This window comes from Shewanella japonica (assembly GCF_002075795.1).
Lineage (GTDB): Bacteria > Pseudomonadota > Gammaproteobacteria > Enterobacterales > Shewanellaceae > Shewanella > Shewanella japonica.
This window is the reverse complement of record NZ_CP020472.1, coordinates 4751721-4769673: the sequence shown is the minus strand read 5'-3', so window position 1 is coordinate 4769673 and position 17953 is coordinate 4751721. Positions and strand designations below refer to the sequence as shown.

Here is a 17953-nt window from a genome sequence, read left to right as displayed (position 1 = left end):
TGAGTTGATGGTAACTAGATTTATTACTTACTGTGATGGTAAGACTTAGTGAAGAATTTAAAGCGCTTAATAAAGTAGAAAACTCAAACGGCTTTCCGAATTTAGTTAATTGCGATAAGCGATTAACACCGAATTTGCTTGGTGACAATAGCATTGTGGTACCACCTGATCCCATCCCGAACTCAGTAGTGAAACGCAATCGCGCCGATGATAGTGTGGGGTCTCCCCATGTGAAAGTAGGTCATCGCCAAGCGCCTAATTTCTCTTTTAAGAGAGCAGATAGCCCGTTACTCACGTAACGGGCTTTTTTGTGTCTGTAATTTAAGATAAACATGTTCAGGAACTAAGCTAAAGCTCAATTTTAGACTCATCAACTGCTGATAGTGTGATTGATATGCCCATGTAAATGTTGGTCACTGCCAAGCGCCTAATTTCTCATTTTAAGAGAGCAGATAGCCAGTGACTAACTCAATGGTTTTTTATGTCTAAATGATAAATGAGCTGAGTATTTTGAAAGATAGTGTGGACGATATGCCTACATGAAAATGCGTTATTGCTAAGTAATTAATTTCTCTTGATTGAATGTGGATATCCAATTATTTATGTCACAGTTTTGTAGGTTAATTTTGCTTAAAAGACTTTATGTCGACTGTTTGGAAGTGTCACTAATAAAAACAGTTCATTTCTTTCATTGCCCCCTCAGATTCAGTATTGATAAACAGGCTATTAGTGGCTTATTAGGCGTTAACTATTTTGGCTTTCTTACGATTAGTCATATGAATGTTCACAGGGTACAATATTCACATCACCATTATTAGTACAAGTCATTTATATGTCCGCAAGCTTAAAGCCTTTAAATACCCTGTCTTTGAATCAAAATTCCCTAATGCTTGTTGAGGCAAACTCTGTTTCGGATCTCATTCGATATATAAAACAAGCAAAAGAAATGGGCGCTCCGTATATGATCATAGGTGGTGGTAGCAATATCGTTTTTACCTGCGATTATGAAGGGATGATTATTAAGCTGATCAATAAAGGCATTGTTATTACCGAAGATAATGAAAATGTCTATTTAACTGTGCAGGCAGGCGAAAATTGGCATGAACTTGTTCAGTTTACTTTGGATGAGGGCTATTTCGGGTTAGAAAATTTAGCATTGATTCCTGGTTCAGTGGGCGCTGCTCCAATTCAGAATATTGGTGCATATGGAGTTGAAATAAACCAGTTTTGTAATGAAGTCACTTACCTTAATACTGATACTTTTAGCGAGCATACACTTGCAGGTTCTGAGTGTAAGTTTGATTACCGTGATTCAATTTTCAAAAAACAATTAAAAGAGATTGCAGTCATTACGTCAGTTAAATTAGCAATCCCAAAAAACTGGCAAGCAAATCTAAGTTATGGACCACTTAACCACTTAAATACTCAGACAGTGAGTGCTAAAGAGATCTATGAGACTGTATGTGCTGTACGCACAAGCAAGTTACCTGATCCCTGTAAACTTGGTAACGTTGGCAGCTTTTTTAAGAACCCAATTATCGAAGCAGAGCAATACATCAGTTTATTGAAAAAGTTTTCTGATTTGGTCGGGTATGCACAAGCTGATGGGCGTATTAAAGTTGCTGCAGGTTGGCTTATAGATGAAGCTGGCCTCAAAGGGTATATCTTGGGCGGCGCGGCAGTCCATAATAAGCAAGCGTTGGTGATAGTTAATATTAATCAAGCAACTGGTGACGATGTACGAAAACTGGCGCATCATGTTATTGACACTGTTTATAATAAGTTTGGTATCAAACTGGAGCCAGAACCAAGAATAATAGGTTCACACGGAGAGGTGGAATTGTAATGACAGAGCATTGGAGCAAAAAGAAGCAAATCATTAAGTTGCTGGATCATTGTCGTTATACTTCTGGGGAAATGATTGCACAAAAAGTCGGAATATCCAGGACTGCAGTGAATAATCACATAGCGCAGTTAGCTGATTACGGGATTGATATATACAGCGTAAAAGGTAAGGGTTACAAGTTATCGAAAGCTCTGCCTTTGTTTGATGAATCCTTACTTATAAACGGGATTGAAGATAGGTGTTTCTTTTTTGATGAAATAGCCAGTACCAATGCTTTCTTACTACAGCACTCTGATGAACTAGATAGTGGTGATATTTGCATCGCGGAATATCAGTCTGCAGGCAGGGGGCGTAGGGGACGTCAATGGGTGTCACCTTATGGTCAACATGTTTACGGGTCACTCTATTGGCGCATAAACCAGGGAATGAATGCCGCAATGGGGTTAAGCTTAGTTATTGCGTGTTCTATTGTATCAACGCTAAGAACATTTGGTGTTGAAGGCCTTGGATTGAAGTGGCCAAATGATATCTACAAAGACAATAAAAAACTAGCAGGTATATTGATTGAGCTATCTGGTCAGTCTATGGACGAATGTAATTTGGTCATTGGCTTTGGTATTAATATGAGTATGCCGGCTCAACAGGCTGAAAAAATAGATCAGCCTTGGAGTGATTTATCTTCTCTGGATACAATGCCCGATAAAACTAACCTACTCCTAGCACTCCATAAACAATTAAAGTTAGACCTAGCAAAGTTTGAAGTATTTGGTTTAACGGAGTTTATTCCGCTCTGGCAACAATATGATCTGTTTTACGACAAAGAAATTGAGTTGGTCATGTCACCTAAGTCAATTGTAGGTGTTTGCAAAGGGATTGACTCGCAAGGTGGCGTTATTTTGGAAACCGATGGCGTTCAAACCGCCTATATAGGTGGAGAGATTAGCCTACGCGGTACGCTATAATCTACGAGGTTATTTTCGTAGTAAAACGCGGTTTACCAAATGATTATCTCCTTTTTTAAGGATCAGGTGAGCGCGTTCACGACTTGGTTTGATATTGGACTGGAGATTTGGGCCGTTAATCGTATCCCAGATATTAGCTGCGGTCTGATTAGCTTGTTGATCTGACAAGTTTGAATAGTGATGAAAAAAGGATTTCGGATCACTAAAAGCACCTTGACGAAATTTTCTAAAACGTTGCTGATACCATTCTTTTAGAAGCACTTCATCTGCATCTACGTAAATTGAGAAATCCACATAATCAGATAAAAAACTGCTGCGACTTTCAGGTGATTGATCTAAGCCAGTTTGAAGTACATTTAAACCTTCGATAATTAAGATGTCTGGTTGGTTAATCGGTTGCACTTGGTCAGTAAGTCGGTCATAGGTGATATGAGAGTACAGTGGCGCATTAACATGCGGTTGACCTGCTTTGATAGCTGAAATGAAATCAATGAGCATCTTCATATCATAGCTTTCTGGAAAGCCTTTTCGCTTTAATAAGTTTTTAGCTTTTAACTCTGCCAAAGGATACAGAAATCCATCGGTAGTGACTAACTCTACTTTAGGGTGTTGGGGCCAACGCTGTAAAAGCGCTTGTAGAATCCTTGCTGTGGTGCTTTTACCAACAGCGACACTACCAGAAATACTGATAATGTAGGGAGAGTTACGTGGTTTATGATTGAGGAATTGATCTAATACTACACTGCGCTGCTGCTGAGCGTCGATGATCAAGTTTAAAAGACGACTTAACGGTAAATAAATATCTGTCACTTCATCTAAAGACAGTTGCTCGTTCATGCCTTGTAAGCGGGCAAGTTCGTCTTCACTTAGTGTAAGAGGGACTGAATTACGAAGCTCAGACCATTGCTTACGCCCAAATGAATGATAAAGTGTTTTATGTATTGGTTTATTTACTGTCATAACGTCCTTTCCTTAGGTCAGGCACAGTACACCAACAAAATATATTCAACAATAAAAAACTGACCTTAGTTAATCACTAACTTTCAAATCGCTTGATTTTTATGCGTGAGTAGCTAATAAAGCCCAAAAAAACGGCATTTAAGACTTTTTTTAGCTTTTTTATGCATTTTCTATTGCACTTGTGCCAACATTTACCTAATATCCGTTTCCGAAATGATTAGCCGGCATAGCTCAGTTGGTAGAGCAACTGACTTGTAATCAGTAGGTCCCGAGTTCGACTCTTGGTGCCGGCACCATTTTTCTGGAGGGGTTCCCGAGTGGCCAAAGGGATCAGACTGTAAATCTGACGGCTCAGCCTTCGAAGGTTCGAATCCTTCTCCCTCCACCATTTTTTAAAGGTAGTTAGGTAGCCTTTCAGGTTGCGCGGATGTCGTATAATGGTATTACTCCAGCCTTCCAAGCTGATAACGCGGGTTCGATTCCCGCCATCCGCTCCAAATTGCTGAATGACTTGATTGATTAATGGTTCAGATAACTGAATTGTTGATCAGTCAAATCCTTTAAATCAGCACCTCCTGTCTTATGCTAAGCTTAATCACCATAACTAATCGATTCGATGTCATTTTATGCATCGGATTTTTTCTATATGTGTTTTCATTACCAAGAGTCTGGATTGAGGCAATATCATGGCTAAAGAAAAATTTGAACGTAGTAAACCACACGTAAACGTGGGTACAATTGGTCACGTTGACCATGGTAAAACTACTCTAACAGCAGCTATCTCAGCAGTATTGACGAAAGCATACGGCGGTGAGACTAAAGATTTCGCACAAATCGATAACGCTCCAGAAGAGCGTGAGCGTGGTATTACAATTAATACTTCTCACATCGAATATGACACGCCTACACGTCACTACGCACACGTAGATTGTCCTGGTCACGCCGATTATGTTAAAAACATGATTACAGGTGCTGCACAAATGGACGGTGCTATCTTAGTAGTAGCAGCAACTGATGGCCCAATGCCACAGACTCGTGAGCACATCCTACTTTCACGTCAGGTTGGTGTACCTTTCGTTATCGTATTCATGAACAAATGTGACATGGTTGATGATGAAGAGCTACTTGAATTAGTAGAAATGGAAGTACGTGAACTTCTTTCTGAATATGACTTCCCAGGTGATGACTTACCAGTTATCCAAGGTTCTGCACTTAAAGCGCTTGAAGGCGATGCAGCTTGGGAACCAAAAATCATCGAACTTGCTGAAGCTCTAGATACTTACATCCCAGAGCCAGAGCGTGACATCGATAAGCCTTTCCTACTACCTATTGAAGATGTATTCTCAATTTCAGGTCGTGGTACAGTTGTTACTGGTCGTGTAGAGCGCGGTATCATCACTGTAGGTGACGAAGTAGAAATCGTTGGTGTTAAAGACACGACTAAAACGACTTGTACTGGTGTTGAAATGTTCCGTAAGCTGCTTGACGAAGGTCGTGCAGGTGAGAACTGTGGTGTTTTATTACGTGGTACTAAGCGTGATGAAGTTGAACGTGGTCAAGTACTTGCTAAGCCAGGTACAATCACTCCTCACACTACATTCGAATCAGAAGTATACGTGTTAAGCAAAGAAGAAGGCGGACGTCACACTCCATTCTTCAAAGGCTACCGTCCACAGTTCTACTTCCGTACAACTGACGTAACTGGTACTATCGAGCTTCCAGAAGGCGTAGAAATGGTAATGCCAGGTGACAACATCAAGATGGTTGTTACTCTAATCTACCCAATCGCGATGGACGACGGTTTACGTTTCGCTATCCGTGAAGGTGGCCGTACAGTTGGTGCTGGTGTTGTAGCTAAAATCGTTGCTTAATAGCGAAGTTAGTTAACACACTAAAAAGGAAGCTTCGGCTTCCTTTTTTTGTTTTATAGATTTTTTTTAAGTTTTGCTTATGTTCTCTGGTGTCGACCTTGCGAACTGACTAGAATAAGAATACAATCTATGGCCGATTTTTGACCCTGAGCTGATGCTTTTCGTGGCTAAACTCGGAAGTACTATTTGATAGTGGTACATATTTATCAAATTTAAGCTCAGGTCTTAGTGAGTAACGGAACCAACCGATGACGACAAATACTGAAAACCAGAATAATTCTCTGGATATTGTTAAGTGGGGCATTGCAGTTATATTGATTGCCGCCGCTGTTATTGGCAACCAAGCATTTGGCGAAGCCAGTGTTGTGGTACGCACATTAGGCGTAATTGTTGCCTTTGTTATTGCAGGCTTTATTGCACTGCAAACTGTGAAAGGTAAAGAAGCTTTATCTTTTGCTCGTGAAGCTCACATTGAAGTACGTAAAGTGGTTTGGCCAACTCGTCAAGAAGCGCTAAACACAACATTCATTGTTCTTGCTGCAACAGCTGTCGTAGCCGTAATCCTTTGGGGTTTCGACTGGGTACTATTGCGTGTTGTTAACCTCATTACTGGCGTATAGGCATTTACATGACTGAAGCAACAGAAGCTAAAAAAAGATGGTATGTGATTCAAGCATTCTCAGGCTATGAAGGCCGTGTATGTAAAACACTACTTGAGCATATCAAAATGCACAACATGGAAGACTACTTTGCTGAGGTACTTGTACCAACTGAAGAAGTTGTTGAAATGCGAGCAGGTCAGCGTCGTAAAAGCGAACGTAAATTCTTCCCTGGCTATGTATTAGTCCAAATGGAAATGAATGATGAAAGCTGGCACTTAGTGAAAAGCATTCCACGTGTAATGGGTTTCATTGGCGGAACATCTGATCGTCCAGCACCTATTTCTGATAAAGAAGCGAATGCCATTCTTCAGCGTCTACAAGATACTGTTGAGTCACCGACTCATCGCGTTATGTTTGAGCCTGGTGAAGTTGTTCGTGTTAACGATGGTCCATTTGCTGACTTTAATGGCACTATCGAAGAAGTTGATTACGATAAAAACCGCGTTAAGGTTTCAGTAATGATCTTCGGTCGCTCTACTCCTGTGGAACTAGACTTCCAACAAGTTGAAAAGAGCTGATTAAATTAAATACAAATAGTATTTGTTTGCGGGTGCGGATTTTAGTATAATCCGCACCCGTTGTTTTCAAGGGGAGCTCATCGGCATGTAGCTGGTAGCGTTTGAACCCAAATTGAGGAAATGTCGACATGGCAAAGAAAATTGAAGCTTATATTAAGCTACAAGTAGCAGCCGGTGCTGCAAACCCGTCTCCACCAGTTGGTCCTGCTCTAGGTCAAAAAGGTGTGAACATCATGGAATTCTGTAAAGCATTCAATGCTCGTACTGAAAAGTTCGACAAAGGTATGCCGATTCCTGTTGTTATCACTGTATACAACGATCGTTCTTTCACGTTCGAAACTAAGACTCCTCCAGCATCTTTCTTATTATTGAAAGCGGCAGGTCTTAAGTCTGGTTCTGGCCGTCCAAATACCGAGAAAGTTGGTACTATCAAGCGCAGCGCTGTTCAGGAAATTGCTGAAACTAAAGCGGCTGATATGACTGGTGCTGATGTTGAAGCGATGATGCGTTCAATTGAAGGTACTGCACGTTCAATGGGTTTGGTAGTAGAGGACTAATATAATGGCAAAGCTAACTAAGCGCATGCGCGTAATCCGCGAGAAAATCGACGGAACTAAAAGCTACGATATCAATGAAGCTGTTGCTTTATTAAAAGAATTAGCAACTGCTAAATTCGTAGAAAGTGTTGACGTTGCTGTTAACCTAGGTATCGATCCTCGTAAATCAGACCAAAACGTTCGTGGCGCTACAGTATTACCACATGGTACTGGCCGTGAAGTTCGTGTTGCTGTGTTCACACAGGGCGCAAACGCTGAAGCAGCTAAAGAAGCTGGTGCAGAGTTAGTTGGTATGGAAGATCTAGCTGAGCAAGTTAAAGCTGGTGAAATGAACTTTGACGTTGTTATCGCATCTCCAGATGCAATGCGCGTTGTTGGTATGTTAGGTCAAATCTTAGGCCCACGTGGTTTAATGCCTAACCCTAAAACTGGTACTGTAACGCCAAACGTTGCTGATGCAGTTAAAAATGCCAAAGCTGGTCAAGTTCGTTACCGTAACGACAAGAATGGTATTATCCACACTACTATCGGTAAAGTGGATTTTGAACCTGCTCAAATTAAAGAAAACTTAGAAGCGTTAGTCGCAGCACTGAAAAAGGCTAAGCCTGCAGTTGCTAAAGGCGTTTACGTGAAAAAAGTCAGCATCTCTACCACTATGGGTGCAGGTGTTGTGGTTGACCAAGCTACTTTGGAAGACCTTAAGTAATATACAAAGGATGCGGATTAGTATATAATCCGCGCACTTTGTGGGTTGAGGTCTGCTTTTCAACATTGTTGAGAGCAGATTTCCGTCCAAGACCGTAGGTGTTTTCATAAGATAACTTAATTTCCTACGTAGACGGTGTCAGACCCCCCAGATAGATTTTGTTCTGCTGGAAATCTGCACCGTAAGTCGTTAAACACATAAGTGTTTAATATGGTAAATACTAGGGACATCCCTAGGTAGAATCCAGGAGTAAAGCCAATGGCATTAAGACTCGAAGACAAAAAAGCGATTGTTGCTGAAGTCAGCGAAGCCGCCAAAGGTGCTTTATCTGCAGTTGTTGCCGATTCACGCGGTGTAACTGTAGGTGATATGACCGGTCTGCGTAAAGCAGCACGTGAAGCTGGTGTTTATGTACGTGTTGTACGTAATACATTAGTTAAACGCGCTGTTGCTGGTACTGATTTTGAGTGCCTAAGCGACACGTTTACTGGTCCTACTTTGATTGCCTTTTCTAATGAGCACCCAGGTGCTGCAGCGCGTCTTCTTAAAGATTTCGCAGCTGAACAAGAAAAGTTTGAAATCAAAGCAGCAGCCTTTGAAGGGGAAGTTATCCCTGCAGCAGATATTGATCGTTTAGCGAAACTACCAACATACGAAGAAGCACTAGCTCAGTTAATGATGACTATGAAAGAAGCATCTGCTGGCAAGTTCGTTCGTACATTGGCCGCTCTTCGCGATCAAAAAGAAGCAGCTTAATATTTCATTAGCCGCTTAAATTAATTGAATTCAGTACAATAGGAATTTTTTGTTATGTCTATCACTAAAGACCAAATCTTAGAAGCTTTCGCAGAAATGTCTGTAATGGAAGTTGTTGAACTAATCGAAGCAATGGAAGAAAAATTCGGCGTTTCTGCTGCAGCTGCTGCTGTTGCTGTTGGCGGCGACGCAGGCGCTTCTGCTGCTGAGCAAACCGAATTTGACGTTGTTATGACTTCATTCGGTGGCAACAAAGTTGCTGTTATTAAAGCACTTCGTGGCGCTACAGGTCTTGGCCTGAAAGAAGCTAAAGCTATGGCTGAATCTGCACCAGTTGCAGTTAAAGAAGCTATCACTAAAGAAGAAGCAGAAGCACTTAAAGCTGATCTAGAAGCTGCTGGCGCTGAAGTAGAAGTTAAGTAAGTTATACTCTAACTTACCACCTCCCGAGTAATCGGGCGGAGGCTGGCGGTTTTTTAACCGTCGGCCTTTTTTGCGCTATATGCGCAGGCGATTTTTTATTCACCGTTTATCGCCAGTTTTAGCAGTTCCTAGCAGAGATTACTGGTTAGGTTCTTGCCATTAACGGTGATGGGCAAACGTGCTGATTTAATCTTAGAATTATTTCAGTCTTGGTCACATCTCGTAAGTAGAGGAAACCCATGGTTTACTCCTATTCTGAAAAGAAGCGTATTCGTAAAGACTTTGGAAAACGTCCAAAAGTTTTGGATATTCCGTATTTGTTGTCTATTCAATTAGACTCTTTTAAGAAATTCACCGATCAAGATCCTACGGGTGAACGTGGCTTTGAAGCTGCTTTCCGTAGCGTTTTTCCCATCAAGAGCTTTTCTGGCAACTCTGAACTGCAATATGTCAGTTACAAGCTAGGTGAGCCAGTTTTTGATGTGAAAGAGTGTCAGATCCGCGGTGTTACATATTCGGCACCACTACGCGTTAAATTGCGTATGGTTCTTTATGACCGTGAAGCTGCACCAGGCACAGTCAAAGATATTAAAGAACAAGAAGTCTACATGGGTGATATCCCATTGATGACTGAGAACGGTACCTTTGTAATTAATGGTACTGAGCGTGTAATTGTTTCTCAATTACATCGTTCTCCGGGTGTTTTCTTTGATCATGACCGTGGTAAAACCCACTCATCTGGTAAGGTGCTTTATAACGCACGTATTATTCCTTACCGTGGTTCATGGCTTGACTTTGAATTCGATCCAAAAGATTCATTATTTGTACGTATTGACCGTCGTCGTAAATTACCTGCGACTATCATCTTACGTGCGCTTGAATTTTCTACTCAAGAAATCTTGGATTTATTCTTTGAACGTATTGAGTTCAAAATTAAGCAAGATTCACTTGTTATGGCACTTGTGCCAGATCGTCTACGTGGCGAAACTGCAAGTTACGACATCAAAGATTCTGAAGGTAAGCTTTTAGTTGAAGCTGGCCGTCGTATTACTGCACGTCACATTAAGCAGCTTGAAAAAACCAACACTACTGAGCTTGAAGTACCAGTAGATTACATCGTTGGTAAGTTCGCTGCACAAGACTACATTGATGAAGATACTGGTGAAGTATTAGTTAGCGCAAATGCTGAAATCACCCTTGAAGACCTAGCTAAGCTTTCTTTAGCGGGTATTAAAGAAGTTGATACATTATTTATCAACGATCTTGATCATGGTGCATATATCTCAGACACATTACGTATTGATTCTACAACTAACCGCCTTGAAGCATTAGTTGAAATCTACCGTATGATGCGTCCTGGTGAGCCACCAACCAAAGATGCTGCTGAAAGCTTATTCCAGAACTTGTTCTTCAGTGAAGAGCGTTATGACCTTTCTAAAGTAGGTCGTATGAAGTTCAACCGTCGTCTTGAGATTTCTGAAGATGAAGGTGCTGGCGTACTGTCTAAAGAAGACATCGTACACGTTATGAAGAAAATCATCGAAATCCGTAATGGTTACGATGAAGTCGACGATATTGACCACTTAGGTAACCGTCGTATTCGTAGCGTTGGTGAGATGGCTGAAAACCAATTCCGTGTTGGTCTAGTTCGTGTTGAGCGTGCTGTTCGTGAACGTCTATCTCTAGGCGATCTGAATGAGCTTATGCCACAAGATCTAATCAACGCTAAGCCTATTTCTGCGGCAGTGAAAGAATTCTTTGGTTCTTCACAGTTGTCACAGTTCATGGATCAAAACAACCCGTTGTCAGAAGTAACGCATAAGCGTCGTATTTCTGCTCTTGGTCCTGGTGGTTTAACACGTGAACGTGCTGGTTTCGAAGTACGTGACGTACATCCAACTCACTACGGTCGTTTATGTCCGATTGAAACGCCAGAGGGACCAAACATTGGTCTAATTAACTCTTTAGCAAGTTTCGCTCGTACTAACTCTTATGGCTTCCTAGAAACACCTTACCGTAAGGTGGTTGATTGTGTGGTTACTGATGAAGTTGAATACTTATCAGCAATCGAGGAAGGCCGTTATGTGATTGCACAGGCAAACATCGAAATTGATTCTTCAAACCGTATGCTTGAAGAACAAATCGCATGTCGTCATAAAGGTGAATCTACCTTTATGCGTGCTGCTGATATCCAGTATATGGATGTATCACCACAACAGATTATTTCTGTTGCGGCATCACTTATTCCGTTCTTAGAACACGATGATGCTAACCGTGCATTGATGGGTGCAAACATGCAACGTCAAGCCGTTCCTACTTTGCGTGCTGATAAGCCGCTTGTTGGTACAGGTATTGAGCGTACTCTTGCTGTTGACTCAGGTGTTGTTGTCGCTGCGAAGCGTGGCGGTGTTATCGACTATGTTGATGCTAGCCGTATCGTAGTGAAAGTTAACGAAGCAGAATTGACACCAGGTGAAGCTGGTATCGATATCTACAACTTAACTAAATACACTCGTTCTAACCAAAACACTTGTATTAACCAACGTCCTTGTTGTTCTGTTGGTGATCCAATTGTTCGTGGTGATGTTTTAGCTGATGGTCCGTCTACCGATTTAGGTGACTTGGCCCTAGGTCAAAACATGCGTATCGCATTCATGCCTTGGAATGGTTATAACTTCGAAGATTCGATCTTAATCTCTGAGCGCGTAGCGCAAGAGGATCGTTTCACTACTATTCATATCCAAGAGCTTTCATGTATTGCTCGTGATACGAAATTAGGTAGCGAAGAAATCACTGCTGATATTCCAAACGTAGGCGAATCTGCTCTATCTAAATTAGACGAGTCAGGTATTGTTTACATTGGTGCAGAAGTAAAAGGCGGCGACATTCTAGTTGGTAAAGTGACACCTAAAGGTGAAACTCAGCTGACTCCAGAAGAAAAGCTATTGCGTGCAATTTTCGGTGAAAAAGCTTCTGACGTTAAGGACAGTTCATTACGTGTTCCTAACTCAGTTAAAGGGACTATCATCGATGTACAAGTCTTCACTCGTGACGGTATCGAAAAAGATAAACGTGCTCTTGAAATTGAAGAGATGCATGTTGCCCAAGCGCGTAAAGATTTAGGCGAAGAGTTCGAAATCCTTGAAGAAGGTGTTTTGAGCCGTGCACGTAACTTATTACTATCTGCTGGTTTCTCACAAGCTAAGCTTGCTGAATTACCACGTAAAGATGTATTAATTCAAGTTATTGATGATGAAGCTAAGCAAACTGAGCTTGAGCAATTAGCCGAGCAACATGAAGAGCTTAAAGCTGACTTCGATAAGAAGTTCGAAGTTAAACGTCGTAAAATCACCCAAGGTGATGACTTAGCTCCAGGCGTACTAAAGATTGTTAAGGTTTACCTTGCAGTTAAACGTACTATCCAACCTGGTGATAAGATGGCGGGTCGTCACGGTAACAAAGGTGTAATCTCTAAGATTTGTCCTATCGAAGACATGCCATACGATGAAACTGGTGATCCAGTTGATATCGTACTAAACCCATTGGGCGTACCATCGCGTATGAACATTGGTCAGGTACTAGAAGTTCACTTAGGTGCTGCTGCTAAGGGTATCGGTAATCGTATTACTGCTATGCTTGAAGAGCAACGTGAACTTGCTGAACTGCGCGACTACATCCGCCAGGTATATGAATTAGGTGACGAAGTTCTACAGAAAGTCGACATCAACTCATTCACTGACGATGAAGTATTGCGTCTGGCTAAAAACCTTAAAGGTGGTTTACCAGTTGCTACGCCAGCTTTCGATGGTGCTAAAGAAAAAGAGATCAAGCAAATGCTTGAACTTGCAGGCTTACCTGATTCTGGCCAGTTAACATTATGTGACGGCCGTACCGGTAACGAATTTGAGCGTAAAGTAACTGTTGGTTACATGTACATGCTCAAACTGAACCACTTAGTTGATGACAAGATGCACGCCCGTTCTACTGGTTCGTACAGCTTAGTTACACAACAGCCATTGGGCGGTAAGGCTCAATTCGGTGGTCAGCGTTTCGGTGAGATGGAAGTATGGGCACTAGAAGCATACGGTGCTGCATATACTCTACAGGAAATGCTAACGGTTAAATCAGATGACGTTAACGGTCGTACTCAGATGTATAAGAACATCGTCGACGGTAACCATCAGATGCACCCAGGCATGCCTGAGTCTTTCAACGTATTGTTGAAGGAAATTCGTTCACTTGGTATTAATATCGAGTTGGATCAAGAGTAAGCATCGCTCTTAAGCAATGTTTGGTAACCAAGGATGCTTTGCTTAGCAAAGCATCTGGTTTAACTCCTTCAGGAGAGAAACGTGAAAGACTTATTAAAGTTTCTTAAACAGCAAAGCAAGACTGAAGAATTTAACGGTATTAAAATTGGTTTGGCTTCGCCAGACCTAATCCGTTCTTGGTCTTTTGGTGAAGTTAAAAAGCCAGAAACCATTAATTACCGTACTTTCAAACCTGAACGTGAAGGTTTGTTCTGTGCGCGTATTTTCGGTCCTGTAAAAGATTACGAATGTTTGTGTGGTAAATACAAACGTTTGAAGCACCGTGGTGTTATTTGTGAGAAGTGTGGCGTTGAAGTTACACAGACTAAAGTACGTCGTGAGCGTATGGGTCATATTGATCTTGCAAGCCCAGTTGCCCATATTTGGTTCTTGAAATCACTTCCGAGTCGTATCGGTTTGATGCTTGATATGACATTACGTGATATTGAACGCGTATTGTACTTTGAGTCATTTGTAGTGATCGAGCCTGGCATGACCAGCCTTGAACGCGGTCAAATGCTGACAGAAGAAACATATCTTGATGCATTAGAAGAATACGGTGACGAGTTTGAAGCTAAAATGGGTGCTGAAGCAGTCTTAGACTTGCTACGTGCAATCAATTTAGAAGAACAAATTGATCAAATGCGTGAAGAGTTACCATCAATTAACTCTGAAACCCGTCGTAAGAAGGTCACTAAGCGCCTTAAACTGATGGAAGCATTCTTCACTTCTGGCAACAAGCCTGAGTGGATGATCTTAAAAGTGTTACCAGTTCTGCCACCTGATTTACGTCCTCTAGTTCCACTAGATGGCGGACGTTTTGCTACATCTGATTTGAACGACCTTTACCGTCGTGTAATCAACCGTAACAACCGTCTTAAGCGTCTATTAGATCTAGCTGCACCAGACATTATCGTACGTAACGAAAAGCGTATGTTACAAGAGTCTGTCGATGCACTATTAGATAATGGTCGTCGTGGTCGTGCTATTACCGGTTCTAACAAGCGTCCGCTTAAATCTTTGGCTGATATGATCAAAGGTAAGCAAGGTCGTTTCCGTCAGAACTTACTTGGTAAGCGTGTAGATTACTCTGGTCGTTCGGTAATTACCGTAGGTCCAACTTTACGCCTGCATCAATGTGGTCTTCCTAAGAAGATGGCACTTGAGCTATTCAAACCATTTATTTATGGCAAGTTAGAAGGTCGTGGTCTTGCTACTACGATTAAAGCTGCTAAGAAAATGGTTGAGCGAGAGCAAGCTGAAGTTTGGGATGTATTAGACGAAGTGATTCGTGAACATCCAGTCATGCTTAACCGTGCACCAACACTTCATAGACTTGGTATTCAAGCATTTGAACCAGTTCTTATTGAAGGTAAAGCAATCCAATTGCATCCATTAGTATGTGCGGCATATAACGCCGACTTCGATGGTGACCAAATGGCTGTGCACGTGCCGTTAACGCTTGAAGCTCAATTAGAAGCTCGTTCGTTAATGATGTCGACCAACAACATTCTTTCTCCTGCTAACGGTGAGCCAGTAATCACGCCTTCTCAAGACGTGGTACTAGGTCTTTACTACACCAGCCGTGAATGTGTTAACGGTCGCGGTGAAGGCATGACATTCATGTCTGTTGATGAAGTAGAAAAAGCATATGCAACAGGTGCAGCAGAATTGCATGCACGTGTAAAAGTTCGCTTAATCGAAACATCAATTGACGCTAATGGCGAGAAAGTACAAACACGTAAGATTGTAGATACTACAGTTGGTCGTGCGTTGTTATCGCAAATCTTACCTGAAGGATTACCATTTGATTTGGTAAACCAAAACATGGGTAAGAAGCAAATCTCTAAATTGCTGAACACTTGTTACCGTGCATTAGGTCTAAAAGATACTGTTATCTTTGCTGACCAATTAATGTATACCAGTTTCCGTTACGCAACTATCTCTGGTGCCTCTGTTGGTATCAACGATATGGTTATTCCGGACGAGAAATATACCTTAGTTGAAGAAGCTGAACGTGAAGTGCTTGAAATTCAAGAGCAGTTCCAATCAGGTCTTGTAACAGCTGGTGAGCGCTACAACAAAGTTATCGATATTTGGGCAAGCACCAACGATAAGATCTCTAAAGCGATGATGGACAACTTGAAAAAAGAAGTTGTTATTAATCGTGATGGTGAAGAAGAAGAGCAAGATTCGTTTAACAGCATCTATATGATGGCTGACTCGGGCGCTCGTGGTAGTGCTGCACAGATTCGTCAGTTAGCTGGTATGCGTGGTCTGATGGCTAAGCCAGATGGCTCAATCATCGAAACCCCAATTACTGCGAACTTCCGTGAAGGTTTGAACGTATCACAATACTTCATCTCTACTCACGGTGCGCGTAAAGGTCTTGCCGATACCGCACTGAAAACAGCTAACTCGGGTTATCTAACTCGTCGTCTTGTTGACGTTGCACAAGATTTAGTTGTTATTGAAGATGACTGTGGAACAGAAGAAGGCTTGACCATGAAGCCGTTGATTGAAGGTGGTGATGTTAAAGAGCCGCTTCGTGAACGTGTTCTAGGTCGTGTTGTCGCTGTTGATGTATTAGAACCTGGTACTGAAAAAGTACTTGCGCCACGTAACACATTACTAGACGAGTCATGGTGTGATCTTCTAGAAGAGCACAGTGTTGATGAAGTTATTGTTCGTTCAGTAATTTCTTGTGACACAGACTTTGGTGTTTGTGCTGCTTGTTACGGTCGTGATTTAGCACGTGGTCATATTATTAACCACGGTGAAGCGATTGGTGTTGTTGCTGCTCAGTCGATTGGTGAGCCAGGTACACAGCTTACGATGCGTACTTTCCACATTGGTGGTGCTGCATCTCGTGACTCTGCAGAAAACAACGTACAAGTTAAGAATAACGGTACATTGAAACTTCATAACGCGAAATACGTTAAGAGTATCGATGATAAACTGGTTATCGTATCGCGTTCATCTGAAATTGCGGTTATCGATGAGTTAGGTCGTGAGAAAGAACGCTATCGTGTTCCTTACGGTACCGTATTAGAACAACTTGAAGATTCAGAAGTAACTTCTGGCGCTATCATTGCTAACTGGGATCCACATACGCATCCTATTATCTCTGAAGTTGCTGGTAGTGTTAAATTCGTTGATATGATTGAAGGCGTTACTATGACGCGTCAAACAGACGATTTAACCGGTCTATCTTCTGTTGTTGTTATTGATGCTGGTGCACGTCCTACCGCTGGTAAAGAAATGCGTCCTGCTATCCGTCTAATCGACGCGGCGGGTAACGATCTTATGATCCCTGGTACAGACGTACCAGCGCAATACTTCTTACCGGGTAATGCGATTGTTTCTAAAGACGATAATGCGCAAATTAATGTTGGTGATGCTTTAGCACGTATTCCTCAAGAATCGTCTAAAACTCGCGATATTACCGGTGGTCTGCCACGAGTTGCTGACTTATTCGAAGCACGTAAGCCTAAAGAACCCGCTATTCTTGCTGAAATCTCAGGTACCATCTCGTTTGGTAAAGAGACTAAAGGTAAGGTTCGTTTAGTTATCAGCCCAGCTGATGGCGGTGATCATTACGAAGAAATGATCCCTAAATGGCGTAACCTTAACGTGTTCGAAGGTGAAAAAGTTGAACGTGGTGAAGTTATCGCTGACGGCCCAGAAGCTGCACACGATATCCTACGTTTACGTGGTATCCATCATGTTGCTAACTATATTGTTGATGAAGTCCAAGACGTTTACCGTCTACAGGGTGTAAAAATCAATGATAAGCACATTGAGGTTATCATTCGCCAAATGCTTCGTAAGTGTCTAATCACTGATGCAGGTGATTCGAACTTCTTAGTCGGTGAACAAGCTGAAGTATCTCGCGTGAAGATTGCTAACCGTGAGCTTGAAGCTCAAGGTAAAGCACCTGCGAAGTTTGAGCGTGAATTACTAGGTATTACCAAAGCTTCTTTGGCTACTGAATCGTTCATCTCAGCGGCATCGTTCCAAGAAACGACTCGTGTACTTACAGAAGCTGCTGTAGGTGGTAAGAGTGACCAATTGCGTGGTCTGAAAGAAAACGTAATCGTTGGTCGTCTAATCCCTGCAGGTACAGGTTATGCATATCACAATGCTCGTAACGAAGCGCGTGCTAATGTTAAAGATGAAGGTGTAGAAGCACCGGTTATCACTGCAAGTGAAGCAGAGAAGAACTTAGCTGACTTACTTAACTTGGCCGGAAGTGCCGACTAAAGTAAATGTTATGTTAAAAAAAGGCGCCTTTGGCGCCTTTTTTATTGGGAATTGCACGAAAAGTTGTCTATTTCTTGACAGTTGGCCAATACCTTTCTAAACTTTCGCGTCCCATCATA

Annotated in this window: 12 protein-coding genes, 3 tRNA genes and 1 rRNA gene; 15 read left to right on the top strand and 1 reads right to left on the bottom strand. The window is 41.9% G+C overall.

Features of this window, described 5'->3' with window-relative positions; genetic code table 11:
• Window positions 1-137: 137 nt before the first annotated feature.
• The 3 genes from rrf to birA all read left to right on the top strand — a co-directional run bounded on the left by rrf (window position 138) and on the right by birA (window position 2808).
• Window positions 138-253, top strand: a 5S ribosomal RNA gene (rrf, locus tag SJ2017_RS20375).
• A gap of 579 nt (window positions 254-832) precedes the next feature.
• Entirely contained in the window at window positions 833-1846 is a 1014-nt protein-coding gene (gene murB, locus SJ2017_RS20370; protein WP_156003396.1) for a UDP-N-acetylmuramate dehydrogenase, read from the top strand.
• On the top strand, window positions 1846-2808 hold the full coding sequence (gene birA / locus SJ2017_RS20365) for a bifunctional biotin--[acetyl-CoA-carboxylase] ligase/biotin operon repressor BirA (RefSeq protein WP_080917163.1): 963 nt from the start codon (window positions 1846-1848) through the stop codon (window positions 2806-2808). Before murB ends, birA begins: the two co-directional genes overlap by 1 nt.
• 9 nt (window positions 2809-2817) lie before the next feature.
• On the opposite strand, the gene coaA is transcribed toward birA, so the two are convergent.
• Window positions 2818-3768: a type I pantothenate kinase gene (gene coaA, locus SJ2017_RS20360; RefSeq protein ID WP_080917161.1), complete on the bottom strand. Its 951-nt coding sequence runs from the start codon at window positions 3766-3768 to the stop codon at window positions 2818-2820.
• 220 nt (window positions 3769-3988) lie between these two features.
• Here coaA and SJ2017_RS20355 point away from each other — a divergent pair.
• From SJ2017_RS20355 to rpoC, 12 genes are all read left to right on the top strand, one after another.
• Window positions 3989-4064: transfer RNA gene (locus tag SJ2017_RS20355), tRNA-Thr, on the top strand.
• Window positions 4065-4071: 7 nt separating this feature from the next.
• Window positions 4072-4156 (top strand) — tRNA-Tyr (locus tag SJ2017_RS20350).
• Between the two features lie 35 nt (window positions 4157-4191).
• Window positions 4192-4265 (top strand) — tRNA-Gly (locus tag SJ2017_RS20345).
• A 189-nt stretch (window positions 4266-4454) separates the two neighbouring features.
• Entirely contained in the window at window positions 4455-5639 is a 1185-nt protein-coding gene (gene tuf, locus SJ2017_RS20340) for an elongation factor Tu (protein ID WP_080917157.1), read from the top strand.
• A gap of 248 nt (window positions 5640-5887) precedes the next feature.
• Window positions 5888-6259: a preprotein translocase subunit SecE gene (secE, locus tag SJ2017_RS20335; protein WP_080917160.1), complete on the top strand. Its 372-nt coding sequence runs from the start codon at window positions 5888-5890 to the stop codon at window positions 6257-6259.
• Window positions 6260-6267: 8 nt separating this feature from the next.
• Window positions 6268-6819 carry a transcription termination/antitermination protein NusG gene (nusG, locus tag SJ2017_RS20330; RefSeq protein ID WP_055026516.1) on the top strand — a complete coding sequence of 184 codons (552 nt, stop codon included), beginning with the start codon at window positions 6268-6270 and terminating at the stop codon, window positions 6817-6819.
• A 128-nt stretch (window positions 6820-6947) separates the two neighbouring features.
• The gene (rplK, locus tag SJ2017_RS20325) at window positions 6948-7376 is read left to right on the top strand and encodes a 50S ribosomal protein L11 (RefSeq protein WP_055026515.1); all 429 of its coding nucleotides are present in this window, start codon (window positions 6948-6950) and stop codon (window positions 7374-7376) included.
• A gap of 4 nt (window positions 7377-7380) precedes the next feature.
• Complete coding sequence (gene rplA, locus SJ2017_RS20320) at window positions 7381-8082, top strand: 50S ribosomal protein L1 (RefSeq protein WP_055026514.1); 702 nt, start codon at window positions 7381-7383, stop codon at window positions 8080-8082.
• Between the two features lie 258 nt (window positions 8083-8340).
• On the top strand, window positions 8341-8838 hold the full coding sequence (gene rplJ, locus SJ2017_RS20315) for a 50S ribosomal protein L10 (protein ID WP_055026513.1): 498 nt from the start codon (window positions 8341-8343) through the stop codon (window positions 8836-8838).
• A gap of 54 nt (window positions 8839-8892) precedes the next feature.
• Window positions 8893-9261: a 50S ribosomal protein L7/L12 gene (rplL, locus tag SJ2017_RS20310; protein WP_055026512.1), complete on the top strand. Its 369-nt coding sequence runs from the start codon at window positions 8893-8895 to the stop codon at window positions 9259-9261.
• Between the two features lie 239 nt (window positions 9262-9500).
• Window positions 9501-13532, top strand: a complete 4032-nt coding sequence (gene rpoB, locus SJ2017_RS20305) for a DNA-directed RNA polymerase subunit beta (RefSeq protein WP_055026511.1) — start codon at window positions 9501-9503, stop codon at window positions 13530-13532.
• An 81-nt stretch (window positions 13533-13613) separates the two neighbouring features.
• On the top strand, window positions 13614-17834 hold the full coding sequence (gene rpoC / locus SJ2017_RS20300; protein ID WP_080917158.1) for a DNA-directed RNA polymerase subunit beta': 4221 nt from the start codon (window positions 13614-13616) through the stop codon (window positions 17832-17834).
• Window positions 17835-17953 lie beyond the last annotated feature (119 nt).